Annotated in this window: 19 protein-coding genes; 16 read left to right on the plus strand and 3 right to left on the minus strand. The window is 69.2% G+C overall.

From position 1 onward, the window contains the following. The first annotated feature begins 146 nt into the window (after nucleotides 1-146). From I004_RS0101885 to I004_RS0101915, 7 genes are all read left to right on the plus strand, one after another. Nucleotides 147-2,390, plus strand: a complete 2,244-nt coding sequence (locus I004_RS0101885) for an ABC transporter family substrate-binding protein (protein WP_028434104.1) — start codon at nucleotides 147-149, stop codon at nucleotides 2,388-2,390. 180 nt (nucleotides 2,391-2,570) lie between these two features. Further along, nucleotides 2,571-4,439 carry a translational GTPase TypA gene (gene typA / locus I004_RS0101890; protein ID WP_028434105.1) on the plus strand — a complete coding sequence of 623 codons (1,869 nt, stop codon included), beginning with the start codon at nucleotides 2,571-2,573 and terminating at the stop codon, nucleotides 4,437-4,439. Nucleotides 4,440-4,756: 317 nt separating this feature from the next. Then, entirely contained in the window at nucleotides 4,757-6,400 is a 1,644-nt protein-coding gene (locus I004_RS0101895) for an ABC transporter substrate-binding protein (RefSeq protein WP_028434106.1), read from the plus strand. 14 nt (nucleotides 6,401-6,414) lie between these two features. Then, nucleotides 6,415-7,338 carry an ABC transporter permease gene (locus I004_RS0101900; protein ID WP_028434107.1) on the plus strand — a complete coding sequence of 308 codons (924 nt, stop codon included), beginning with the start codon at nucleotides 6,415-6,417 and terminating at the stop codon, nucleotides 7,336-7,338. 47 nt (nucleotides 7,339-7,385) lie between these two features. Next, nucleotides 7,386-8,441 (plus strand): ABC transporter permease, encoded by a 1,056-nt coding sequence (locus I004_RS31585; RefSeq protein ID WP_037974567.1) that lies wholly within the window; start codon nucleotides 7,386-7,388, stop codon nucleotides 8,439-8,441. Between the two features lie 11 nt (nucleotides 8,442-8,452). Beyond that, a complete protein-coding gene (locus I004_RS0101910; RefSeq protein WP_486579666.1) occupies nucleotides 8,453-9,487 on the plus strand; it encodes an ABC transporter ATP-binding protein in 1,035 nt (344 codons plus the stop codon). Further along, the gene (locus I004_RS0101915; RefSeq protein WP_028434109.1) at nucleotides 9,471-10,583 is read left to right on the plus strand and encodes a dipeptide ABC transporter ATP-binding protein; all 1,113 of its coding nucleotides are present in this window, start codon (nucleotides 9,471-9,473) and stop codon (nucleotides 10,581-10,583) included. Before I004_RS0101910 ends, I004_RS0101915 begins: the two co-directional genes overlap by 17 nt. Here the strand turns inward: I004_RS0101915 and I004_RS31590 are convergent. Then, nucleotides 10,547-11,530 (minus strand): hypothetical protein, encoded by a 984-nt coding sequence (locus I004_RS31590; protein WP_158676978.1) that lies wholly within the window; start codon nucleotides 11,528-11,530, stop codon nucleotides 10,547-10,549. The genes I004_RS0101915 and I004_RS31590 overlap by 37 nt on opposite strands. Before the next feature lie 469 nt (nucleotides 11,531-11,999). On the opposite strand from I004_RS31590, the gene I004_RS0101925 reads away from it, so the two are divergent. From I004_RS0101925 to I004_RS0101945, 5 genes are all read left to right on the plus strand, one after another. Further along, nucleotides 12,000-13,046: an ABC transporter permease gene (locus I004_RS0101925; protein WP_028434110.1), complete on the plus strand. Its 1,047-nt coding sequence runs from the start codon at nucleotides 12,000-12,002 to the stop codon at nucleotides 13,044-13,046. Between the two features lie 87 nt (nucleotides 13,047-13,133). Continuing rightward, nucleotides 13,134-14,927, plus strand: a complete 1,794-nt coding sequence (locus I004_RS0101930; RefSeq protein ID WP_028434111.1) for an ABC transporter substrate-binding protein — start codon at nucleotides 13,134-13,136, stop codon at nucleotides 14,925-14,927. A gap of 128 nt (nucleotides 14,928-15,055) precedes the next feature. Then, nucleotides 15,056-16,033 (plus strand): ABC transporter permease, encoded by a 978-nt coding sequence (locus I004_RS0101935; protein WP_028434112.1) that lies wholly within the window; start codon nucleotides 15,056-15,058, stop codon nucleotides 16,031-16,033. Nucleotides 16,034-16,043: 10 nt separating this feature from the next. Continuing rightward, on the plus strand, nucleotides 16,044-17,117 hold the full coding sequence (locus I004_RS0101940; RefSeq protein WP_028434113.1) for an ABC transporter ATP-binding protein: 1,074 nt from the start codon (nucleotides 16,044-16,046) through the stop codon (nucleotides 17,115-17,117). A 14-nt stretch (nucleotides 17,118-17,131) separates the two neighbouring features. Further along, nucleotides 17,132-18,238, plus strand: coding sequence for a dipeptide ABC transporter ATP-binding protein (locus I004_RS0101945; protein WP_028434114.1), 1,107 nt, complete (start codon nucleotides 17,132-17,134; stop codon nucleotides 18,236-18,238). A gap of 108 nt (nucleotides 18,239-18,346) precedes the next feature. On the opposite strand, the gene I004_RS0101950 is transcribed toward I004_RS0101945, so the two are convergent. After that, entirely contained in the window at nucleotides 18,347-20,572 is a 2,226-nt protein-coding gene (locus I004_RS0101950; RefSeq protein ID WP_028434115.1) for an LpqB family beta-propeller domain-containing protein, read from the minus strand. A gap of 219 nt (nucleotides 20,573-20,791) precedes the next feature. Between I004_RS0101950 and I004_RS0101955 the strand changes: the two genes are divergently transcribed. The 4 genes from I004_RS0101955 to I004_RS0101970 all read left to right on the plus strand — a co-directional run bounded on the left by I004_RS0101955 (nucleotide 20,792) and on the right by I004_RS0101970 (nucleotide 24,661). After that, complete coding sequence (locus I004_RS0101955; protein ID WP_028434116.1) at nucleotides 20,792-20,986, plus strand: hypothetical protein; 195 nt, start codon at nucleotides 20,792-20,794, stop codon at nucleotides 20,984-20,986. Nucleotides 20,987-21,017: 31 nt separating this feature from the next. Then, a complete protein-coding gene (gene mshB / locus I004_RS0101960; protein ID WP_028434117.1) occupies nucleotides 21,018-21,956 on the plus strand; it encodes an N-acetyl-1-D-myo-inositol-2-amino-2-deoxy-alpha-D-glucopyranoside deacetylase in 939 nt (312 codons plus the stop codon). Beyond that, nucleotides 21,953-22,423 (plus strand): DUF6113 family protein, encoded by a 471-nt coding sequence (locus I004_RS31595; protein WP_078510730.1) that lies wholly within the window; start codon nucleotides 21,953-21,955, stop codon nucleotides 22,421-22,423. The genes mshB and I004_RS31595 overlap by 4 nt, the downstream gene beginning before the upstream one ends. A 129-nt stretch (nucleotides 22,424-22,552) precedes the next feature. After that, nucleotides 22,553-24,661: a peptidoglycan binding domain-containing protein gene (locus tag I004_RS0101970; protein WP_028434118.1), complete on the plus strand. Its 2,109-nt coding sequence runs from the start codon at nucleotides 22,553-22,555 to the stop codon at nucleotides 24,659-24,661. A gap of 172 nt (nucleotides 24,662-24,833) precedes the next feature. Here I004_RS0101970 and I004_RS31600 read toward each other — a convergent pair whose 3' ends face one another. Then, nucleotides 24,834-25,850 (minus strand): transglutaminase-like domain-containing protein, encoded by a 1,017-nt coding sequence (locus I004_RS31600; protein ID WP_051344589.1) that lies wholly within the window; start codon nucleotides 25,848-25,850, stop codon nucleotides 24,834-24,836.

Genomic DNA, 25,850 nt, shown 5'->3' on the forward strand with positions numbered 1-25,850 from the left:
CGGCCGAGCCTCCGAGCCACGGCACACGGCCTCGCCTTCAGTGGGCGATAGATGTGATGAAACGCCTATGCCGCCGAACGTGGTCCCACGCAGGCACCCGAGCCGCGTGTACGCCCACCAGGACCCCGAGCCCCGGAGGTTCAGACATGCCAGCCGCGCAAGCTCTCGACGCAGCCACCCGGCGTTCACTCGCACTCCTCCTGGCCGGCGCGCTGATCCCTCTCGCCGGGTGCACATCCGGCGACGGTGGTGGTCCCAGCTCCGAAGGAGGCGGCAGCGGCGCCTCACGAGACGTTCCCCACCTCGACCGTGAACAGATCGCATCGGGCGGCTCGCTGCACTGGGCCATCGACTCCCTGCCGCCCACACTCAACGCGTTCCAGCCCACTGCCGACTCGACGACCGAGCGCGTCACCGGCGCCACACTGCCCTCCGTCTTCACGCTCGACTCAGCGGCCCGCCCGCAGCTCAACACCGACTACGTCGAGTCCGCCGAGATCACCACCCGCGAGCCGCGCCAGACCGTCGTCTACAAGCTCAACCCCAAGGCGAGGTGGAGCAGCGGACGCTCCATCGGCGTGGCCGACTTCAAGGCCCAGTGGAAGGCGCTCAGCGGCAAACACAAGTCGTTCCGCGCCGCCCGGAACGCGGGCTACGACCGCATCGGCAAGGTGACCAGGGGCGAGAACGCGCACGAGGTGAAGGTCGTCTTCCGCAAGCCGTACGCCGACTGGAAGTCGCTGTTCACGCCCCTCTACCCGAAGACGGTCATGGGCCGCGCCGACGACTTCAAGCACTCCGCGCGCACCTCGCTGTCCGTCTCCGCCGGCCCCTTCCGCGTCAAGAAGATCCACCGCGGCGACACCTCGGTCACGCTCGTACGGAACAGCAAGTGGTGGGGCGACGAGGCGAAGCTGAAGCGGATCATGCTGCGGGTCGTCCCCCGCAACGAGCGCCAGGAGGCGCTGCGGCAAGGGGAGCTCGACCTCGCCGAGGTCGACGTGGCCACCGTGCGCAGCATCGTCCGCGCGCACAAGGGAGGGGAGGAGGACGCCAAGAGCAGGAAGCGCGAGGACCATCCGCGCAAGTCCACGGAGGAGCTGCGCAAGCAGGCGCAGCGGGACGGGCACCTGCGCCACGTCGCCCTGCGCCACGCCTTCGAACCCGCCTACACCCAGCTCGCGCTCAACGGCGCCTCGGGCCCGCTCGCGGATGAGCGGGTGCGGCGGGCCGTCGCCCGCGCCATCGACCGCGAGGGCATCGCCAAGCGCGCGCTGCGCGGCACGGGACTGCCCGTCAAGTCGCTGGGCAGCCACCTTCGGATGATCGACCAGGACGGATACGCGGACAACAGCGACGCCCTCGGGAAGCAGGACGTGGAGTCGGCGCAGTCGCTCCTGGCGGAGGCCGGCTGGAAGGACGGGGGCTCACGGTCGGGATCCAGCGCCGGCGCGGACGCCAAGAAGGGCGAGCACGGCAAGAAGGACAGCGACAAGAACGAGGGCCGGAAGCAGAACGAGGACGCCAGGGACGGCAAGGGCGACGGGAACGACGAAGGCAAGAATGCCCAGCAGGGCAAGTCCCAGGACCGTGCCGGAGCCGCAGCACCCGCGGCGGCCCCAGTGAGCGCGCACGAGGCCGACCGGATCGCGGGACAGCCGCTGGTGCTCTCTCCCGCCACCGCCGGACAGAGCGCCTCGCTCAAGACGCAGGCGGCCCTCGCACAGCTGAGCACGGCGGAGGCGAGCGGCTCCGAGAGCCAGATCCGCGAGGCCTGGGCCGTCCTGGACGAGGCCACGGATGCGCGCGCCGACGCGGCGGAACTGCGGCTCCTCTCCGACGGCGGCGCGAAGGTGCAGCGTATGAAGGCGGGGAAGCCGCTGACGCTGCGCTTCGTACTCCCTTCGGGACCGGGCTCGGAGTCGATCAAGGACACCGGGGCCCGGATCGCCAAGGAGCTGACCCGCATCGGCGTCCGTACGCGGATGAAGCACGTCCCCGCCGAGGACTACTTCGCCAAGCACATCGCCTCGGGCGACTACGACCTGGCCATCTATTCCTGGCCCGGCACCGCCTACCCGGCGACGGACGCCCGTCCGATCTTCGCCAAGCCGGCGGCCGCGGCGGACGGTTCTCTGCTCGTCGAGCAGAACTACACGCGGGTCGGCACCAACCAGATCGACCAGCTCTTCGAGCAGGCGTCGAGGGAACTCGACGACGGCGCCCGCAACGACCTCATCAAGCGCGCCGACGCCCGGATCTGGGCGGCGGCGGGCTCGGTGCCCCTCTACCAGCGGCCGCAGCTCGTGGCGGCCGGTGACAAGGTCGCCAACGCCGGTGCCTTCGGCTTTGAGACGCCGCGCTACCAGGACATCGGCTTCGAGAAGTAGCAGGTCCGATACCGGCCACCCCGCCGATGCCCCCGTCCTCCACAGGGCGGAAGGCGTCCGCGGGGTGGCCGGGCCTTACCATGGTTGACGGAGCCGCGGCGAGACCCAGCCCGGCAGGGCGCGTGAGGAGCACCTTCGCACCGTGCCCCACCCACGATCCGGGAGAAGCGTCAGTCAGCCATGCCCACGCGTCATGACATCCGCAACGTCGCCATCGTCGCCCACGTCGACCACGGGAAGACCACCCTCGTCGACGCCATGCTCAAGCAGGCAGGGGCGTTCGCAGCGCACCAGCTGGAGTCGGTCGACGACCGTGTGATGGACTCCAGCGACCTGGAACGCGAGAAGGGCATCACGATTCTCGCGAAGAACACCGCCGTGAAGTACCACCCCAAGGGCGGCGAGTCCGTCGTCATCAACATCATCGACACCCCCGGCCACGCCGACTTCGGCGGTGAGGTCGAGCGCGGCCTGTCCATGGTGGACGCGGTGGTGCTGCTCGTGGACGCCTCCGAGGGGCCGCTGCCGCAGACCCGCTTCGTGCTGCGCAAGGCGCTGGAAGCGCGCCTCCCGGTCATCCTGTGCATCAACAAGACCGACCGGTCCGACGCCCGCATCTCCGCCGTCGTCGACGACACCTACGACCTCTTCCTCGACCTGGACGCCGACGAGGAGCAGATCGAGTTCCCCATCGTCTACGCGTGCGCGCGTGACGGCGTCGCGTCCCTGACGCAGCCCGAGGACGGCACCGTCCCCGCCGACAGCGACAGCCTCGAACCGTTCTTCACCACGCTGCTGGAGACGGTCCCCGCGCCGACGTACGAGGAGGACGCGCCTCTCCAGGCCCATGTCACCAACCTCGACGCCGACAACTTCCTCGGCCGCATCGCCCTGCTGCGCGTGAAGAACGGCACGCTGAAGAAGGGCCAGACGGTCGCCTGGCTCAAGCGGGACGGCTCGGAGCACAACGTACGCATCACCGAGCTGATGATGACGGACGCGCTGACCCGCAAGCCCGCGGACGCCGCCGGGCCCGGCGACATCTGCGCGGTCGCCGGCATCCCCGACATCATGATCGGCGAGACGCTCGCCGACCCGGAGAACCCGGTCGCCCTGCCGCTCATCACCGTCGACGAGCCGGCGATCTCGATGACGATCGGCACGAACACGTCCCCGCTGGTCGGCAAGGGCGGCAAGAAGCACAAGGTGACGGCGCGTCTGGTGAAGGACCGGCTCGACCGGGAGCTCGTCGGCAACGTCTCCCTGCGTGTCCTGCCGACCGAGCGCCCCGACGCCTGGGAGGTACAGGGCCGCGGCGAGCTGGCCTTGGCCATCCTCGTCGAGACCATGCGCCGCGAGGGTTTCGAGCTGACGGTCGGCAAGCCCGAGGTCGTCACGCGGCAGATCGACGGCAAGCTGCACGAACCCGTGGAGCGCATGACGATCGATGCCCCCGAGGAGTTCATGGGTGCCATCACGCAGCTCATGGCCTCGCGCAAGGGGCGCATGGAGACGATGACCAACCACGGTTCCGGCTGGGTCCGCATGGAGTGGATCGTCCCGGCGCGCGGCCTCATCGGGTTCCGCACGGAGTTCCTGACGGAGACCAGGGGGACGGGCATCGCGCACAGCATCTTCGAGGGCCACGAGCAGTGGTTCGGAGACCTGCGCACGAGGCGCAGCGGCTCGCTCGTCGCGGACAGGGCCGGCTCGGCGACGCCGTTCGCGATGATGAATCTCCAAGAGCGCGGCACGATCTTCATCGAGCCGGGCACCGAGGTCTACGAGGGCATGATCGTCGGCGAGAACTCCCGTTCCGACGACATGGACGTGAACATCACCAAGGAGAAGAAGCTCACCAACATGCGGGCTGCGGCCGCCGACACCACGGAGAACCTGGTGCCGCCGCGGAAGCTCTCCCTGGAGCAGTCGCTGGAGTTCTGCCGCGAGGACGAGTGCATCGAGGTCACTCCGGACACGGTTCGCATCCGCAAGGTGGAGCTCGACCAGAAGGCGCGCGGCCGGGCGGCGGCGCGCGCCAAGCGCTGACCCTGCGAGTCGCGCGCGGCCCCGCGTGCTGAACGGCGCACGGGGCCAGTCCCGTCCGGCCCGGACCCGTGGGCCGAATCCGTGGAACGGCGGTCCCTGGCACGTCCGGTCACCCGGCCGGACGTACCGGGGGCCGCCGCTTTCCATTGCCTGAATTCCCCATGCGTTGCCTGGAAAAGGGCCGCAATAGGGCTGTGGCAGACGGGCGTTTGTGCGCGAACGGGGACGTGGCGCCGCCGGGGCAGCGAGATGAAGATGCGCGAAGGGTGTTATCTGGTCCGCAAGGCATGACGTCGGCGGTACCGAGGAGGCACCCAATGCGTGGAGCCACGCGTGTCACGTGGGCATTCGGCTGTGCGACGGCAGTCACCCTGGCAGCTGCGGGGTGCGGCGGGGGAGGAGCCGGCGGCGGTGCCGCGGCCGGTTCGGACGCCGGTATCGTGCGCGCCTTCTGGACCGACCCCCAGAATCCGCTCGAGCCCGCCAACACCAACGAGGTGCAGGGCGGCAAGGTCCTGGAGATGACGTTCCGGGGGCTCAAGCGCTACAACCCCCGGACGGGCAAGGCGGAGAACGCCGTAGCGAAATCGATCAGGACCGACGACCAGCAGAACTTCGACATCACCCTGAAGAAGGGCTGGAAGTTCTCCGACGGCACTCCCGTCACCGCGAAGTCCTTCGTCGACGCGTGGAACTACGGCGCGCTCGTCACCAACAAGCAGGTCAGCTCGTACTTCTTCGAGTACATCGACGGCTACGACGACGTGCACCCGGAGAACGAGAGCGCCAAGCCCAAGGCGAAGAAGATGTCCGGGCTGAAGGTGACCGGCAAGGACAGCTTCAAGGTGAAGCTCAACCAGAAGTTCTCCCAGTGGCCCGACACCCTCGGCTACGCGGCCTTCTCGCCGCTACCGGGGAAGTTCTTCAACAACCACGCGGCCTGGCTGAAGAAACCCGTCGGGAACGGCCCGTACCAGATCGACTCCTACACCAAGGGCCAGTCCATGAGGCTCTCGGTCAACAAGGAGTACGCGGGCCCGGACAAGCCGAAGAACAAGGGCGTCGAGCTGAAGGTCTACACCGACCAGAACACCGGCTACACCGACCTCCAGGCCGGGAACCTCGACGTCTTCGACGAGCTTCCCGCGGGCCAGCTCAAGAATGCCAAGCGGGATCTCGGCGGGCGCTACATCAACCAGCCCGCGGGAATCCTCCAGACGCTCTCCTTCCCGCTCTACCGGAAGGAATGGCAGACAGAGAAGGCCAAGCAGGTCCGCGTCGGGCTGTCGATGGCGATCAACCGCAAGCAGGTGACCGAGAAGATCTACCACGGCACCCGCAAGCCGGCCGGTGACCTGACCTCTCCCGTACTGACGAAGTCCGGCGGATACGAGCCCGGTATGTGCGGCGAGGTCTGCAAGTACGACCCGAAAGAGGCGAAGAAGCTGATCGAGGACGCGGGCGGTCTGCCGGGCGGCAAGGTCACGCTCACCTCGAACGTCGACACGGGTTCGCACCGGCAGTGGATGGACGCCGTGTGCAACAGCATCAACAACACGCTCGACAAGAACGGCGCGTGCACCGTCAACCCCGTGCCGACCTTCAGCGAATTCCGCAAGGACATCGCAGGAAAGAAGCTGAAGAGCATGTTCCGCACCGGCTGGCAGATGGACTATCCGCTGATCCAGAACTTCATGCAGCCGCTGTACTACACCGACGCCTCCTCGAACGACGCCGGCTACTCCGACAAGCGCGTCGACAAGCTCATCGACGAGGCGAACGCCGCCGGCGAGGAGGCGGCCGTGAGCAAGTTCCAGAAGGCCGAGGAGATCGTGCTGAAGGACCTCCCCGCAATTCCGCTCTGGTACCAGGACGGCAACGCGGGATATTCGGACAGGGTGAGCGACGTGCGCCTCAACCCCTTCTCCGTCCCGGTCTTCACCGACATCAGAGTCAAGTGAGAGAGTGAAATACCGTGGGGCGCTACGTCATCAGACGACTGCTCCAGATGGTCCCGGTGTTCGTCGGGACGACGTTCCTCATCTTCGTGATGGTGTACGCGGTCGGAGACCCGGTCAACGCGATGTTCGGGGACCGGGCTCCCGACCCCGCCACAGCCGCACAGCTGCGCAGCCAGTTCCATCTCGACAAGCCGCTGTGGCTTCAGTACCTGCTCTACATGGGCGACATCTTCACCGGTGAGTTCGGCAACGCGTTCAACGGACAGCCCGTCACCGAACTGATGGGCAGGGCCTTTCCCGTGACGCTGCGGCTCGCGCTGATCGCGGTCGTCATCGAGGTCATCATCGGCATCGCCCTCGGCGTGGTGACCGGCCTGCGACGGGGCCGGCCGCTCGACAGCTCGGTACTGATGCTCACGCTGGTCGTGATCTCGGTGCCGACGTTCGTCACCGGCACGCTCGCGCAGTACGTGCTCGGCGTGAAGTGGGGGTGGATCGCACCGGCCGTCTCACCCGAGGCGCCGGTCGGCCAGCTCCTGCTGCCGGGACTCGTGCTGGCGCTGCTGTCGCTGGCCTACGTCACGCGGCTCACCCGGGCCTCCATCAGCGAGAACGCCAGGGCCGACTACGTACGCACCGCGCTCGCCAAGGGCCTGCCGCGGGCCCGCGTGAACGTGCGTCATCTGCTGCGCAACTCGCTGATCCCCGTCGTGACCTTCCTCGGCACGGACGTCGGGAACCTCATGGCGGGCGCCCTGGTCACGGAGCGGATCTTCAACATCCAGGGGGTCGGCTTCCAGCTCTGGCAGGGCATCGTCCGGCAGAACTCGCCGACCGTCGTCGGCTTCGTGACGGTCCTCGTGATCGTCTTCCTGCTCGCGAACCTGATCGTCGACCTCCTCTACGCCGTGCTCGACCCGAGGATCCGCTATGCGTGAAATCGACGGCACCGCAGCCGGAACGGCCGACGGGCGGGAGGTGGCGCATGGTTGAGCGTGCGCCCGAGAGCCCGTGGGCCTCCGACGAGCCCTCCGCCGCGGCCCCCGCGGCCGGGTCGACCGCCGGAGCCACATCAGGGGCGGCGGCAGGCACTGCCTCGGGTACGGCAGGGGCGACCCGACCCGCACCCGCACCCGGCGCCGACCCCGCCGCACCGCCGGCCGCCCCCCAGGAGCCCGCGCCCGGGGAGCGTGCCCGCAGCCTGTGGTCGGACGCCTGGCACGATCTGCGGCGCAATCCGGTCTTCGTCGTCTCGGCGCTGCTGATCCTCTTCCTCGTCCTGATCTCGCTGTGGCCCGGTCTCATCGCCACCCGCAACCCGCTCTCCTGCCGGCTGGACAGATCCCTCGACCCGGCCTCGCCCGGCCACTGGTTCGGCTTCGACACCCAGGGGTGCGACGTGTACACGCGGGTCGTCTACGGGGCCCGTACGTCCGTGACCGTCGGCGTCTGCGCCACCCTGGGCGTGGCCGCCGCGGGGGGCTTCCTCGGCGGGCTGGCCGGGTTCTTCGGCGGCTGGTGGGACGCCCTGATCTCGCGGCTCACCGATGTCTTCTTCGGAATCCCGATCATGCTCGGGGGTCTGGTCTTCCTCTCGATGACGGGCAGCCGTTCGGTGTGGACGGTGGTCGCCTTCATCGTGCTGCTGGGCTGGCCGCAGATCGCCCGTATCGCCCGCGGGTCGGTCATCTCGGCCAAGCAGAACGACTACGTGCTGGCCGCGCGCGCCCTGGGCGCCGGGAACGCGCGCATGCTGGCGCGGCACATCCTCCCGAACGCGGTCGCACCGGTCATCGTGACAGCGACCATCGCACTCGGCACGTACATCGCCCTGGAGGCGACCCTCAGCTATCTCGGCGTCGGGCTCCAGCCGCCCACGGTCTCCTGGGGGGCCGACATCTCCGACGCCTCGCAAGGGATGCAGTTCCGCAACGCGCCGCACATCCTGCTCTATCCCGCGGCCGCGCTGAGCCTGACCGTGCTGGCGTTCATCATGCTCGGCGACGCGGTGCGCGACGCCCTCGATCCCAAGCTGCGCTGAGGGAGGCGTACGTGACACAGACACAGGCGGGGCACGAGACCCCGTCCGCCTCCGGCCCCCCGCAGTTGCTCCAAGTCCGCGACCTGGCCGTGGAGTTCCGCACGCGCGACGGCGTCGCCACCGCCGTCGACGGCGTCAGCTTCGGGGTGGACGCAGGGGAGACGCTGGCCGTGCTCGGTGAGTCCGGCTCCGGCAAGTCCGTGACCGCGCAGGCCGTGATGGGCATCCTCGACACTCCGCCGGGACGCGTCACGCGCGGCGAGATCCTGTTCGGCGGACGGGACCTGCTCAAGATGTCCGCGGAGGAGCGCCGCGGCGTGCGCGGCGCCCGCATGGCGATGATCTTCCAGGACGCGCTGTCCGCCCTGAACCCCGTGCTCAGCGTCGGCCAGCAGCTCGGCGAGATGTTCCGGGTGCACCGTGGCGCATCCCGCAAGGAGGCGCGGGCGCGGGCGGTGGAACTGATGGAGCGCGTACGCATCCCCGCCGCGCGGGCGCGAGCAGGCGACTACCCGCACCAGTTCAGCGGCGGCATGCGCCAGCGCATCATGATCGCCATGGCTCTGGCCCTGGAGCCGGAGCTGATCATCGCGGACGAACCGACCACGGCCCTCGACGTCACCGTCCAGGCCCAGGTGATGGATCTGCTGGCGGATCTGCAGAGCGAGTTCCGCATGGGACTGATCCTGATCACCCACGACCTGGGTGTCGTTGCGGACACCGCCGACCGGATCGCCGTGATGTACGCGGGCCGGATCGTCGAGACCGCTCCCGTCCGTGACCTCTACCGGGCGCCCGCACACCCGTACACCCGGGGCCTGCTGGACTCCATCCCGCGGCTCGACCAGAAGGGACAGCAGCTCGACGCCGTCAAGGGGCTGCCGCCGAGCCTGCTGAACATCCCGCAGGGCTGCAGCTTCCATCCGCGCTGTCCCGTGGCGCGGCCCGTCTGCCACGCCGACGAGCCGCCGCTGTACGACGCCGGGCCGGGCAGGGCCAGCGCGTGCCACTTCTGGGAGGAGCTGCTCGATGACGTCGACGGATGACGGCGCGGCAGGGGCCGCCGCGGGGACGGCGCCCTCGGCTCTCGCGCCACCGGAGGAGCAAGGGCCCCGCGAGGCGATCCTGGAGGCGCGGGACCTGGTCAAGCACTACCCGCTCACGCAGGGCATCGTGATCAAGCGCCAGGTGGGCGCAGTCAAGGCCGTCGACGGCGTCTCCTTCGAGCTGAGGCGCGGCGAGACCCTCGGCATCGTGGGGGAGTCGGGCTGCGGCAAGTCGACGCTGGCGAAGCTCGTGACGAGCCTGGAGGCCCCCACCTCGGGAAGCGTCCGCTTCAAGGGCGAGGACGTCACGAGTCTGAGCGGCAGGGCGTTGAAGGCCCTGCGCCGCAACATCCAGATGGTCTTCCAGGACCCCTACACCTCGCTGAACCCCCGCATGACCGTCGGGGACATCGTCGGCGAACCCTTCGACATCCACCCCGAGGTCGCGCCCAAGGGTGAACGGCGGCGCAAGGTACAGGAGTTGCTGGACGTGGTCGGGCTCAACCCCGAGTACGTCAACCGCTATCCGCACCAGTTCAGCGGTGGCCAGAGGCAGCGCATCGGCATCGCGCGGGGGCTCGCCCTGCGGCCGGAGATCATCGTGGCGGACGAGCCGGTCTCCGCGCTGGACGTCTCCGTGCAGGCGCAGGTGATCAACCTCATGGAGCGGCTGCAGGACGAGTTCGACCTCTCGTACATCTTCATCGCCCACGATCTGTCCGTCGTGCGGCACATCTCCGACCGGGTCGGCGTGATGTATCTGGGCAAGCTCGTCGAGACCGGCACGGAGAGCGAGATCTACGAGCACCCCACCCACCCGTACACACAGGCGCTGCTGTCGGCCGTTCCCGTACCGGACCCGGATGCGGAGGAGAGGCGGGCGCGCATCGTGCTGGACGGCGACGTGCCCTCACCCGCCGACCCGCCGTCCGGCTGCCGGTTCCGCACGCGCTGCCGCAAGGCGGACGAGAGGTGTGCACGGGAGGAGCCTCTGTTGCGCGTCCCCGAGGGACCCGGCCGCCCGGTCGAGGGCCCGGCGCTCCACCCCTCGGCCTGTCACTACGCGGAGGAGAAGGCCCGGATCGTGCCCGACTGAGTCTCGCGGCCGGCGGTGTCGCCGTCACGGGTGGCGAGGGCCAGCAGTATCCCGAGGGCGGCGAGGATCTCGAACACGGCCGTGGCGAGCCACAGTTGGTCGCGGGTGGCGAGCTCGCCGAAGCCGCTCAGGAGCCCGGACTTGGCCGCGAAGGAAAGATGGAAGAGGCCGAGACCGAGCAGCGGGCCGCTCACCGTCATCCCGAGGGGACGCGAGTACGGGGCCCGCGTGAGCGCCGCGAACGAGGCGCACAGCGAGACCAGGGCGAGAGCGCAGCCGTACCAGCTCTCCGGCACGGCGAGCAGGGTGGCAAGCGACCTGTCGCCGGTGAAGTGGCGCGAGTACAGCCCCCAGCCCTGCTGGGTCGCCGAGTGGATCTCCCAGGAGACCAGCACGGCTGCCACCGCGGCCAGCAGCAGACCCGCGGCCACGCCTCGGGCCGGAGTGGGGCGTGCGGGCCGTTCGTCACGGCCGCTGCGGGTGCTGCCGGAGGCGGCCGGCACACCGCGGCGGCCCGCGGCCGCGAGGACGATCAGCGCGGCACCGAGGACGAGCATCGCGATCGCGCTGACGAGGACCTTGATGCGCAGCCCGTCGGAGACGCCGCCCTGCACCCAACTGGCGTTCAGATTCCACAGGGTGGGGACGCGCAGCAGGATCGTCAGCGCTCCCGTCGACACGAGGATGCCGCCGGCGGCAGAGGAGACGGCGGCGGTCACGGCGCACACCGTGTTGAGGATGAGGAGCGTCGGCTCCACGAACGAGCTCGCCCATATCCCGTCCTGCGCACGGAAGATCAGGCCGGACCACATCCACCACGCGTCGGTGACGTTCGCCGCCTTCTCGAAGTCCCGGACTATCCAGGCGAGATCGAGCGCCGCCAGCGCGGCCAGCAACGAGGCGCCGGCCCAGCGGGCGCCGGGTCTCAGTTTCCTGTCCTCGCTCATGTACGGCCCCCCGCCGTGCGGTTACCCGAGTGCCGTGCGGCTCGGGTACGCACGGCGTCGGAGCGTCCGGCAAGCCTACTGTGGTGCCCCGGAGGCCCCTACGGCGGCCGGGCCGAGGCGGCATGGCCCCGCCCCGGCCCTCCGTTACGGCACCCGCACAGGCCGTACGAAGTTCAGAGTCGCGGGTTCGTATATCGGAGCTGCGTCGACTGAGTTGCGGTCGTGTTAACGCGTTTCAAGGCCCCATATGACGATATGTCTGAAAGCGCTGATCGGCGTCAAGCACGCTGTGACCTCAATCTGCAAAACCTTCGCTCAAGATGCGCCGAGGGTCCACATGCTGCAGCCGGTACCTCTTGACTGAGCAGTTATTGACTTGCAAAGTCTCCTCAACCCATGGCACGGACTGCCACTGTGCCAACGCATGGATCTATCCGCATAGATTGACGAGCGCGGGGGCGCAGACACAATGACAAGTCCATCCCAGGCCGCGATCGCCGGGTCACCGACCCCAGATCCCGACGGCGTCGGCCTGACCACCGAGCCGGCCGGCGGCCAAGAAGCCGTGAAAGACCAGCTCGTGGGCCGCTCTCCCGGCCAGCTCATGTGGATGCGCTTCAAGCGCGACCGTACGGGCGTCATCTCCGCCATCGTGGTGCTCACGGTGTTCGCGATCGCGGCGCTCGCGCCGGTGATCTCCTGGCTCTACGGCAAGGACCCGTGGACCCGGTACGGACAGATCCGTCCCGGTCTGCTGAACGACAACGCCTACCCGGTCAAGCCCAACGGCGGGATCGACGGCGAGTTCTGGTTCGGCCTCGAGCCCGTCCTCGGCCGCGACGTCCTCACGCAGCTCGTCTACGGGATGCGCACTTCGCTGTCGCTGGCCGTGGTCATCACCATCCTCTCCGTGCTCCTCGCCATCGTGATCGGCGTCGCGGGCGGATACATGGGCGGCAAGACGGACTACTTCCTCGGGCGTCTCACCGACCTGATGATGTCGTTCCCGAACCAGCTCTTCTTCGTCGCCTTCACGCCCGTGATCGCGGCGCTCATGGTCGACCCCCAGGACGAGATGCCGACGTGGCTCCGCGCCTGCGTGCTGATCTTCGTGATGTGGCTGCTGGGTTGGATGACCCTCGCCCGGCTGCTGCGCGGTCAGGTGCTGACCCTGCGCGAGCGGGAGTTCGTCGAGGCGGCGAAGGTCGCCGGCACCCCGCCCTGGCGGATCATCCGCAAGGAGCTGCTGCCCAACGTGGTCACGCCGATCCTGGTCCAGGCCACCTACATGCTTCCGAACTTCGTCACCGCGGTCGCCGGACTCTCCTTCCTCGGTGTGGGCATGCAGGGCTCCACGCCGGACTGGGGCCGGATGTTCGCCACGGGTGCCGAGGTCTACCAGAGCGACATCACCTACATGATCTTCCCCGGCGTCGCGATGGTGATCTTCATCGTCGCGTTCAACCTGCTCGGGGACTCGGTCAGGGACGCCTTCGACCCGAAATCGGGACGTTGAAGACCGAGCAGCGGGGGGTGCTGCCACCCCAGCACCGCATTGAGTCAGGCAGCAACTAACAATCGACAGGCAGGTGCTACCACCACCATGAGCAGATTCAGAATGCGTACGGCGCGCGTCTCCGTCGTGGGGCTCGCAGCCGGGGCGCTCATCCTTACCGGTTGCAGCAGCGGCGGCGGAGGTGACGCCGGCGGCGTGAGCAAGGACGACGCCGCCAAGCAGCAGGTCAAGTACGACTTCGGTGACGCCGCGGCGTCGAAGGGTCCGGCGGAGCCGATCAAGGGCGCCAAGAAGGGCGGCGACCTGACCGTCTACGCGCGCGACAGCTTCGCCCACCTCGACCCCGCGCAGATGTACGTCAGCGACGAGGGCACGATGTCGACCCTCATCCACCGTCGTCTGACCACGTACAAGCGCGACAACGCCGGCAAGTACACGGTCGTCGGCGACCTCGCGACCGACAGCGGTACGGCCTCGAAGGACAAGAGGAGCTGGAAGTACACGCTGAAGGACGGCGTGAAGTGGGAGGACGGCTCCCCGATCACGTCGAAGGACATCCGCCACACCTTCGAGCGGCAGTTCGCGCCGTTCGTCTCCGAGGGCCCGGTCTTCATCCAGCAGTGGCTGGCCGGCAAGAGCGGCACCGGCTACCGCAAGCTTCTGCCGGACGGCCCCTACAAGGGTGACCACCTGCCGGACAAGACCCTTGAGACGCCCAACGACAAGACGATCGTCTTCCACTTCAAGGACCCGCAGCCCGACCTGCCCTACGCGCTGGGCATGGCCGGATACGCCGCGGTCCAGGAGAAGGGCGACACGAAGGAGAAGTACGACAAGAAGCCGGTGGCTTCCGGTCCGTACAAGATCGAATCCTTCAAGTCCGGCAAGAGCATGAAGCTGGTCCGCAACACCGAGTGGGACCCGAACACGGACTCGGTCCGGCACCAGTACCCGGACTCGCACAACATCCAGTTCGGCGTCTCCTACGAGGCATCGACCAAGCGACTCGTCTCCGACAGTGCCGAGAACAAGACCGCGGTCAGCTACAACAACCAGGTCGACGCCTCCAGCATGCAGTCGGTGCGGTCCGACCCGTCGGTCAAGAAGCGCTCGCTGTCGGGTTACCAGCCCTACGTCGGCAAGATCTCGCTCAACATGGACCGGCTGAAGGACAAGCGTGTCCGCGAGGCCATCGCCTACGCGCTGCCGGCCCAGTCCCTGCTGCAGGCCTTCGGTGGTTCCGGCGGCGGTGAGCTGGCGGGTAACTACCTGAGCCCGACGGTCGGTGGCCACACCGAGTCCGACCCGTACGGCAAGGTCAAGAACCCGCAGGGTGACGTGAAGAAGGCCAAGCGGATTCTGAAGGAGGCCGGCAAGACCGGCACGAAGATCACCTTCGCCTACCAGAACTCGCCCGAGTGGTCCGACTTCTCGATCGCGGCCAAGGACAACCTCAAGAAGGCCGGGTTCAACGTCCAGCTCAAGGACATCGTCACCGACACGTACTACGACCAGATCGGCAAGATCAAGAACAAGTACGACATGTACCACTCCTCGTGGGGTGCCGACTGGCCGAGTGCCTCCACCGTGATTCCGCCGACTCTGGACGGTCGCCAGGTGCAGGACGGTGCGTCGAACTACTCGCACTACGACAACCCGAAGATGAACAAGGAGATGGACCGCATCTCCAAGATCAAGAACGCGGACACTGCCTCGAAGGAGTGGGCCAAGCTCGCGGACAAGATCCTCAAGGAGGACCTGCCCGACGTTCCGCTGATGTACTACAAGCAGATCCAGCTGTTCGGATCGAACGTTGGTGGCGCCGTCATGAACGACGTCCTCAGCAGCATCGACCCGACCCAGCTCTACATCAAGAAGTAACAGCGCACACGGCGCGGTTGCACGCGCCGGCCGTGGGTGCCCGCCCCCTGGGGGTCTTTCCAGGGGGCGGGCCCCACGGGCCGTTCCCCCACCACTGAATCCGCTGCCCACGAGAGCTGCGTTCCGTCATGCTTCGTTTCCTCGTCCGCCGGTTCCTCGGCGCGATGGTGATCCTGCTGATCATCAGTGCGGTCACCTTCTTCCTCTTCTACGCCGTACCGCGAGATCCGGCGATGCTTGCCTGTGGCAAGAACTGCACACCGGACGCGCTGGAGATCATCCGCAAGAACATGGGCATCGACGAGCCCATCCCGATGCAGTACTGGCACTTCATGGTCGGCATCTTCGCCGGCCGCACTTTCGCCCAGGGCGCCTGCCCGGCGCCGTGCTTCGGCTACTCGTTCGCCAACTCGGAGCCGGTCTGGGACACGATCCTCGACCGCTTCCCGACCACGGTCTCGCTCTCGATCGGCGGCGCGGTCGTCTTCCTGTTCATCGGCCTCGGCGCCGGCATGATCGCCGCCTGGAAGCGCGGCACGATGGCGGACAAGTTCTTCAGCACGGTCTCTCTCGTGCTCAGCTCGATGCAGATCTACTTCATCGGCCCGCTCGTCCTCGCGCTCTTCGTGTTCAACCTGGGGATCATGGACCAGCCCAAGTACGTGCCTCTCTCGGAGGACCCGGGTGCCTGGTTCATGGGCCTGCTCATTCCATGGCTCGTGATCCAGATCATCTTCACCGCGAACTACACGCGTCTGTCGCGTTCTTCGATGATCGAGCAGCTCGCCGAGGACCACGTCCGCACGGCGCGGGCCAAGGGCATGTCGGCGAAGTTCGTCTTCTTCCGATACGCCTGGCGCGGCTCGCTCATCCCCATCGTCACCATCTTCGGCGTGGACCTCGGGTCGCTTCTCGGCGGCGCGATGATCACGGAGTGGACGTTCTCGCTCCCGGGCGTCGGTCAGCTGGCGGTCGACTCCGTCCAGAACACCGACCTTCCCATGGTGATGGGCGTCATGCTCTTCTCGGCGACCTTCATCATCCTCTTCAACGTCATCGTGGACGCCGCTTACGCATTCATCGATCCGCGCGTGCGGCTGGCCTAGGAGTACCGCTGTGACCACCCTGACCCAGGAAGCGGACGTCCCGGCCCCGCGCGATGCGGGAGCGTCCGGCGCGTTCCTCTCCGTACGCGACCTCTATGTGCACTTCGACACCGAGGGCGGCACTGTCAAGGCCGTCGACGGTCTCTCCTTCGAACTGGAGCGTGGCCGCACCCTCGGGATCGTCGGCGAGTCCGGCTCCGGCAAGTCGGTGACGAACCTGTCCATCCTCGGGCTGCACAACCCGAAGAAGACCGACGTCTCCGGTGAAATCCTTCTGGACGGACAGGAGTTGACCTCCGCCCGGGAGAAGAAGCTGGAGTCGCTGCGCGGCAACAAGATGGCGATGATCTTCCAGGACCCGCTGACGGCGCTCTCGCCGTACTACACGGTGGGCCGTCAGATCGCCGAGCCGTACCGCAAGCACATGGGCGCCTCCAAGCGCGAAGCGCATCTGCGCGCCGTCGAGATGCTGGACAAGGTCGGCATCCCCAACGCCAAGCTGCGCGTGGACGATTACCCGCACCAGTTCAGCGGCGGCATGCGGCAGCGCGCGATGATCGCGATGGCACTCGTGTGCAACCCGGACCTGCTCATCGCCGACGAGCCGACGACCGCGCTCGACGTGACGGTCCAGGCGCAGATCCTGGACCTGCTCAAGGACCTGCAGCAGGAGTTCGGTTCGGCGATCATCTTCATCACCCACGACCTGGGTGTGATCGCCAACGTCGCAGACGACATCCTCGTGATGTACGGCGGCCGTGCCGTGGAGCGCGGAAGCGTCGCCGAGGTGCTGCGTGCGCCCCGGCACCCCTACACCTGGGGTCTGCTGAGCTCCATGCCGCGCCTGTCCGGTGACGTCAACGAAGAGCTCGTCCCGATCAAGGGCACACCGCCGAGTCTGCTCGCACCGCCGCCGGGCTGCCCGTTCCACCCGCGGTGCAACTACGTGGACGAGGTGGCCGGAGGCAAGTCGTGCAGCGGCGACCGGCCCGTGCTGCCGGCAGGACGTGGCGCCGCCTGCCACCTGACGGCCGAGCAGAAGCAGACCTTCTTCATCGAGCAGATCAAACCCCGGCTGGGCTAGGGAGAATCACAGCAATGAGCGAAGAACTCACCCTGACCAAGCCGCAGGACGACGTGCCGCGCTCGGGCGAGCCCCTGATGAAGGTCGAGGGCCTGACCAAGCACTTCCCGATCATGGGCGGCTTCCCCTTCAAGCGGCAGGTGGGCGCGGTCCAGGCCGTCGACGGCATCGACCTGAGCGTGATGCCGGGCGAGAGCTTCGGTCTCGTCGGCGAGTCCGGCTGCGGCAAGTCCACGACCGGACGGCTGCTGACGCGGCTGCTGGAGCCCACGCGGGGCAAGATCAGCTACCGCGGCCGGGACATCTCGCACGCCAGCCGCAGGGAAATGGCGCCGGTACGCTCCGAGATCCAGATGATCTTCCAGGACCCGTACTCGTCGCTGAACCCGCGGCAGACGGTCGGCTCCATCATCGGAAACCCGATGGAGGTCAACGGGATCAACCCGCCCGGCGGACGCGAGAAGCGCATCCGGGAGATGCTCGAGACCGTCGGTCTCAACCCGGAGCACTACAACCGCTTCCCGCACGAGTTCTCCGGCGGCCAGCGGCAGCGCATCGGCGTCGCCCGCGCCCTCGCGCTGAAGCCGAAGCTGATCGTCGCGGACGAGCCGGTCTCCGCGCTGGACGTGTCCATCCAGGCGCAGGTCGTCAACCTGCTCCAGCAGGTGCAGCGCGACATGGGCATCGCCTTCGTCTTCATCGCGCACGACCTGGCGATCGTCCGGCACTTCTCGCAGCGCCTCGCGGTGATGTACCTGGGGAAGATCGTCGAGGTCGGCGACCGCGACTCCATCTACCAGCGCCCCCGCCACCCGTACACGCACGCGCTGCTCTCGGCCGTGCCGGAGGCGAAGCTGGAGGACAGCGAGGAGGAGCAGCGCGAGCGCATCCGCCTTGCGGGCGACGTGCCTTCGCCCATCAACCCGCCCTCGGGCTGCCGCTTCCGTACGCGCTGCTGGAAGGCGCAGGACAAGTGCGCCACCGAGGATCCGCCGCTCGTCCAGATCACGGGCAACACCGCGGGCCATCTCACGGCGTGCCACTTCCCCGAGGAAGGTACGACGACGGGCCGCGACGAGGAGATCGTCCTGGACGCGGCGCTCAAGGCGATGGAGTCCTAGGACACCGCTTGGGGCTGCCTCCTAAGTCCACCTGGCCCTGAGGGGCTTGCCCGGGGCGCCTCCGCGACGAGTTCGCGGAGGCGCCCCGCCGCGTGCGCCCGTACGCTTCTACGCCATGCCCAACGTGCGCTTGAGGAAGGCCACTTGGAGCAGGAGCAGGTTCTCCGCGATCTGCTCCTGCGGCGTCATGTGCGTGACGCCGGAGAGAGGCAGCATCTCGTGCGGGCGGCCCGCCGCGAGGAGCGCCGAGGAGAGCCGCAGCGTGTGCGCGGCGGCCACGTTGTCGTCCGCCAGCCCGTGGATCAGCATGAGCGGACGGTGCTGCGATGCGGCGCCGGAGAGCCCGTCGTCGGTGATCACCGAGGAACGCGCGTACACGTCCGCGTCCTGGTCCGGCATGCCGCAGTAGCGCTCGGTGTAGTGGGTGTCGTACAGCCGCCAGTCGGTGACGGGGGCGCCCACGACCGCCGTATGGAAGACGTCCGGACGGCGCAGCACGGCGAGCGCGGCGAGGTAACCGCCGTACGACCAGCCGCGGATGGCGACGCGTGACAGGTCCAGCGGATGGTCCGCCGCGAGCGACTGCAGCGCCTCGATCTGGTCGTCCAGCGTGACGTCGGCGATGTCCCGCGAGACCGCCTTCTCCCACGCCGGCGAACGGCCGGGCGTGCCCCTGCCGTCGGCCACGATCACCGCGAATCCCTGGTCGGCGAACCACTGCGAGGTGAGCCAGGCATTGTGCGCCGCGACCACGCGCTGGCCGTGCGGACCGCCGTAGGGGTCCATGAGGACGGGCAGCGGGCCGTCGCCGTCCCGGTGCTCCGTGGGCAGTACGAGGCCCGCGGGGATCCGGCGCTCGCCGGTGAGCAGCAGGCGCGGCGCCGCGGCGAGCCGGGGTCGTTCGGCCTGTGACGGCACGACGTCCAAGGACTTGAGCGTGAACGCCCCGCCGTTGCCCCCGTCCATGCGCAGCACGGAGATGCGTGAGCCGGGACACGAGAGCGAGGCGGTGGAGAGCACGAGGGTGTCGCCGGCGCGCACGGCGGAGGCCACGTGCGGCCGCCCGTTGCTGCCCGTCCCGTCTCCGGGCCCGTCACCCGCCGCGCCGTCGCCGTCCGGGTCCGTCAGGCGCTCGACGCCGCCGCACGAGCCGTCCTCGGCGAACCGCGCGAAGCGGACGCCGATGTCGCCGACCGCTCCGGGGTCCCCGTCGGCCGCGGCGCCCGCCGAGGCGGAGAAGAGCACCCCGTCCGCGCCGACGTCGAGCACCGCCCGGACGTGCAACGAGGCGTCCGTGAAGGCGTCCTGGCCCACTGTCAGCAGGCGCGCGCCTGACGCGTCGTCGATGCGCACGAGCCGTCCGTCCGGCGTCCAGGCGGGAACGCCGGGGAACAGCTCCAGCCAGTCCGTGTCCTGCTCCGAGTGCAGGGTGCTGGTGGCGCCCGTGACGGTGTCGACGCCGAGGTACAACTGCGTGCGCTGGTCTCGCGACTGGACGAGCAGCAGCGGCGGCCCTCCGGGCGACCAGTGGACGCGGGCGAGGTACGGGAAGCGCGCGCGGTCCCACTCGACGTCGTGGACCTCGCCGCCGTCCGCGTTCACCAGGTGCAGCGTGACGTCGGCGTTCGCCGTGCCCGCCGCCGGATAGGCCATCTCGGACGGCTGCTGGTCCGGGTGCGCCGGGTCGGCGATGTGCCACCGCTGCACGGGGGAGTCGTCGGCGCGAGCGACGAGCAGCTGCCCGCCGTCCGGAGACCACCAGAAGCCCCGGCTGCGGTCCATTTCCTCGGCCGCGATGAATTCGGCCAGACCGTAGGTGATCCGGTCGTTCTCCGGGGCGGCCAGCACGCTGTCGCCGGTGCCGTCGGTGCGGATGAGGCGCAGGGCGCCGCCCGATACGTAGGCGACGCGCGTCCCGTCGGGCGAGGGGCGGGGGTCGACGACGGGCTCAGGTGTGTCCAGCTGCCGGCACTCGCCTGCCCGCAGGTCCGTTACGAACAGACGCCCCGAGAGTGCGAAAGAGGCGCATTCGACGGCCGTGTCAGAGGCATATCCGACGATTCCAGCAGAACCTTCGCGGTTGCGTTCACGGCGGGCCCGCTCCTCCGCGGAGAGCTCCTCCGCCGCGCCCCCCAGCAGGCTCGCGGGGTCGGCGGCGACGTACTCCCGCGCACCCGACGGTTCGCGTACCCAAAGGAGATTGGCCCGGTCAGTGCCCTCCCGGGAGCGGAGGAAGACGACGCGCGATCCATCGGGTGCGACGGTGAAAGCGCGCGGGGCGCCCAGGGTGAAGCGCTGGGTGCGTGCGTGCTGACGGGGGAAAGTAGTGGCCATGCGGCAGAGCGTAGAGCCTGGCGGGCGCGAGCCGTGGTGGCCGGAATCGAATATGCGCCCCTCGTCTGCACCCGTGCACCCGGCCCATGCCATCTGACGGATAGTTATGATCCATTGCGCGAGACGGGAGCCGGGTATGACGCCGGTGTCCCGCTCGTGTCATGGGCTCATGCTGTCCGGATCCGTCGCCCGACCGCGCGTACTTGGAGGTGAACCGCCGTGGCACTCTCGATTTCGGCGGTCGTGCTGCTCTTGATCATCGTCCTTCTGCTCGTCAAGAAGGCCGGGCTGAAAGCCGGGCACGCCGTCGTGTGCGTGCTGTTGGGCTTCTACCTGGCCGGCTCGTCCATCGCTCCGACGATCAACGAGCTGACGACGAATGTGGCGGGCATGCTCGGGGACATCAAGTTCTGACCTGTCCGAGGGGAGCCGTAGGGTCAGGGGCATGAGCGCAGCCCCTGACCGGCGTCTGCTCCTGGTGCACGCGCACCCGGACGACGAGTCGATCAACAACGGCGCCACGATGGCCAAGTACGCCGCCGAGGGCGTCCACGTCACGTTGGTGACGTGCACCCTGGGCGAGGAGGGCGAGGTCATCCCCGCGGAGCTGGCGCACCTCGCTCCGGAGCAGCCCGGGCCGGGGGAGCCGGCGCCGGAACCGGCGGCGCCCGCGGGGGAGATCACTCCGCTCGGGCGGCATCGGATGGGTGAACTCGCCGACGCCATGCGGGAACTGGGAGTCATGGACCACCGCTTCCTCGGCGGCCCGGGCCGCTACCGAGACTCCGGGATGATGGGCCTCCCCACGAATCTGCGGCCCGAGTGCTTCTGGCAGGCCCCTCTCGACGAGGCCGCCCTGCACCTGGTCCGCGTCATCCGTGAGGTACGTCCCCAGGTGATGGTCACCTACGACCCGGACGGCGGCTACGGTCACCCGGACCACATCCAGGCCCACCGCGTCGCGATGCGCGCCGCCGAACTGGCCCCGGACGGGGACTTCGAGCCCGGCGCCGGGGAGCCGTACCGGGTATCGCGCCTCTACTGGAACTGCGTGCCCCGCGCGGTCGTCGAGGAGGGTTTCGCCCGGCTGCGGGCCGCGTCGCCGTCCCCCTACTCCGCGGTGGCGGAACCGGAGGACGTGCCGGGGCTCGTGGACGACGAGAAGTCCGTGGACGCGGTGGTCGACGGACGGGCACACGCGGCGGCGAAGGCGGCCGCCATGCGTGCGCACGCGACCCAGATCAGCGTGGCCGGCGACACCTTCGCCCTCTCCAACGGCCTGGGCCAGCCTTTGATCAGCACCGAGTACTACCGCCTGGCGCATCCGTCGGGAGAGCATTCCGGCGGCATCACACAGGACTTGTTCGCAGGAGCGGGTGCATGAGCGGCGAGCGTGGCGAGAACGGGCGCGGGCAGTGGGGGCGGCCGTCCGGCCGGGGGCCGGGCACAGGTCAGGCACAGCGTCCGTGGCCCGAGCGGGTCCCCGCGTCCCGTACGGCACGCATGGGCGTCTACCTGTTGCTGCTCGTGCTCGGAGTGCTGACGGCGGCCGCCGGAGCCCTCGTGCAGAGCGCCTGGTTCCCGGGCGGTCTGCTGCTCGCCCTCGCCGGTGCCGTCGGACTCTTCTGGGGCGGTGCCCAGTTGTGCCGTACGCGCGTGGGGGCCGCGGCGCCCGGTGCGGGGTGGGTTGTCACGGTATTCCTGCTGACGTCCCCGCGGCCGGAAGGCGACTTCGCCTTCGGGGCGGGCATTGGTTCATATGTCTTTCTACTGGGCGGGGTGCTCGCCGCTGTGATGTGTGCCACCATCGCGCTGCCGGCACCGCCAGTGCCTGGGGACAAGTACCGCTGATGAGGCCGCTGTCCAGGGGATTGCGAGGGCGAGGGTCCCGAGGCGGCGACCCCAAGTAAGCTGGTGCGCGCCGGCGAACCGTCCTTGGACAAGCATGATGGGCGGTGAACCCAACCGGGAGTACCTGCTTTGAGTCGTGAAACTGACCGTTCGTCCTCCGGGCCACAGGGCCGTGGCGGTGCGTCGTACCCACCGGGCACCGAGCCGTACGGCCCCGGCGCCGCCGGGGAGTCCGCGGACTCGGAGGAATCATCGGCCTCGGACGCACAGCGGAAGCCCGAAGACCGCAAGACCGAGACGACGCTGACCACCCGCATCCGGATCAACATCCCCGGCTCGCGGCCGATTCCGCCTGTCGTGATGCGGACGCCTGTCAGCGAAGGCGAGTCCGGCGGCAAGGGCGAAGGCGCGGGCGGCACGGCGAGCGGCGCCGAGCAGAAGGGAGCCTCGCCGGCCGACGGCGCGCATCCCCTGCGCGCCCCCGGCGACGGTGTCCCGGGAACTGGACCCGGCGCGGTGGCCGGCCCGCCGGGTGCCCCGACGCCCGGCTCTTCACGGTCGTCGGAGGAGACCTCGGGCGGCGGCGACAAGCAGGAGACCAGCGACTGGTTCGCGCCGCGCAAGAGCAAGCCCGCATCCGGCAGTTCGGGCTCCGGCAACGGCGCCGCCGGTCCGGGTGTCACCGGTCCCGGCGCGGGCTCCGGCTGGCCCGGCCCCGGCGGGCCCGGTACGTCACCGGGAACGGGTGAGTCCCCTTACGGCACCAAGGATCCGTACGGCGTCACGAATCCCTACGGCCTGGGCGACTCGTACGGGTCGAGCGATCCGTACGACACCGGCTCCTACCCCGTGCCCGGCGCGGACACCCCGCCCGGAGGCACGCCCGCCCACGACGAGCCCGGCGTGGGCCAGGACGGCCCGACGACCGGCCCCGTGAGCGGCGACATGCCGCTGCCCCCGCGGCCCGGCCAGGGCGGCGCGCCGCCCGAGGCCGCCGCGAGTTCGACCCTCGGACTGGGCACCGGCCGCGCGCCGTTCGCACCGGGCGGGGTCGGCGAGGAGATGCTCGCGCGCGAACCGGGCAGCACGGGCGGACTGCCCGCCTACGGTGCGTCCGGCGGCCATGGCGGGGCCGTCGCGGAGGACGAGTCCGAAAAGGACCGCATCGCCGGCGAAACCCTCATGAGCCGTGCTCCGCGCCTGGCCGACGACGAGGTCGGCGGCAGGTCCGGTTCGCCCTTCGAGCGCGCTTCTTCCCGGAACCGCGACGAAGAGGCCCCCTCCGGCGGCCGTTCGAAGCTGATGCTCGCCGGTGCCGGTGTCCTCGGTGTCGTCGGCATCGCCTACGGAGCCGGCCTGCTCCTCGACCACGCGGACGTGCCCAACGGCACCGCCGTGCTCGGCGTCGAGATCGGCGGGATGAGCCGGCACGAGGCCGTGAACAAGCTGGACGCCGCCTTCGGCAACCGCACGACGCAGGCGTTCACCGTCGTCGCCGGGGACCAGAAGGCCAAGCTCAAGCCGAGCGTCGCGGGCATGACGCTGGACACCGAGGCGACGGTGCGCAACGCCGCCGGACGCGACTACAACCCGGTCTCCGTCATCGGCTCGCTCTTCGGCGCCGAGCGGGATGCCGAGCCCGCGCTGGAGATCGACCAGGAGAAGATGGCGTCGGCGATCTCGCAGATCTCCAAGCAGACGGGCGTCGGCGGCAGCCCCAAGGACGGGATGGTCAAGTTCGTCAGGGGCGAGGCCGTCGCCGTGCCGGGCAAGACGCACAAGGGAATCGACGCCGGCGACGCCAGCGAGGAGTTGGAGAAGGCGTACCGCGCGCGTGCCGCCACCGGGAACAACAGCCCTGTCCGGCTGCCCGTGTCGCAGCAGCAGCCGCAGGTCGGCAAGAAGGAAATCGCCAGGGCGATCCGGGAGTTCGGCAAGCCCGCCATGTCCGGACTTGTGACGATCAAGGCCGGCAGTGCCTCGATCCAGTTCAGCCCCGAAAAGTCGCTGCCGAAGTTCCTGTCGATGAAGCCGGTCAACGGCACCCTTGTCGACACCTACGACCTGCCGGTGCTGCGGACCCTGTACGGCACGACCTTCGACGGTGTGGAGATCACCCGTGGCGACGGCAGCAAGACGCCGGTCACGCCGCAGGACGTCGCCGGTGCCCTGCGTCTCGCGCTCAAGGAGACCAGCCCCGCCAAGCGCGTGCAGGAGATCCCGCTGAACCCGCAGTGAGCGGTCCGGGGGGCGTCGCGAAGTCCGGCGCCCCCACCCACGGCGGGCGGGTGACAGCCGGCTGACAACTGTCATACGCAGCTCACGACTTGCCGCACTGCACGGCGGGCCGCCGCGGGCCCGAAGGCCACGCCCACAGGGCGCGCGTACTGCAACTCGCAAACGTGCCAGCTCAGTTGAGCCGCGCTCTGGCGGCCTGCGCCGCGCTCCGCACCGACTCCGCCTCGGACGGCTCCATGGCCTCGATGGCCGACGCGTACTCCTCCAACTCCGCCGCACCGCCGAGGAAGTCGCCGCGATCGACGAGCAGCCGTGCCCGGTCGTACCGCAACCGCGCCGGACGGTGCGGCAGGAGCAGGGAGAGGTCGAGCGCCCACAGCTGCACGCCCGACTGTTCGGCACGTGCGGACGCCCAGGCGCGGATGTTGTTCAGGATCCGCAGCACCGTCTCCAGCGGACCCGCCGGGTGCAGCGTCGCGGCCGGCAGCGGCCCGCGCATGCCCGTCGCGCCCGCCATCAGCAGTTCCAGGTCGCCGGAGGAGAGCAGACGGCCGCCGTTGAACGGGTCGGCGAGGGCGTACTCCCCGGCCGGATCGCCGAAGCCGATCACGAAGTGGCCCGGCAGGCCCACCCCGTACACCGGAGCGCCGGCACGCCGCGCCACCTCCATCCAGACGACCGACAGCAGGATGGGCAGCCCGCGGCGGCGCCGCAGCACCGACTGCAGCAGGGACGACTCCAGCCGCTGGTAGTCCTCGGGAACCCCGTGGAATCCGTGTTCCGTCCCCAGCAGCCGGCCGAGAGCGCGGGCCCATTCCTCGGGCGTACGCGACGGGGAGTACGGCAACAGCCCCGCGAGACGGTCGAGTTCGATCTGCGCCTCCAGAACCGACTGCTCGTGACCGTCCGGCGGCGTGCCCTTGTCCTCGTCGTCCACTTCCTGACCATCGTCCGCGTCCCGCTCGTCCCCGCTCCGCGGACCGCCCTTGTCCTTCCCCCTGTGCGCCACCGTGTGCGCCGCGGCCGCCTCGACGCCGATCAGCAGACACAGCAGCGCAAGATCGGGGCGCTCGTCGCGTGCCGCCTCCGCGAACCGTTCGCGGTTGCTGCCCCCGTCGTCTCCGTTCCCGTCGTCGTCGCCTCCACCCGGGCCCGGGCCGTGGCCTTTCCCTGTCTCCTCGTCTGCCAC

The organism is Streptomyces sp. TAA486, assembly GCF_000426165.1.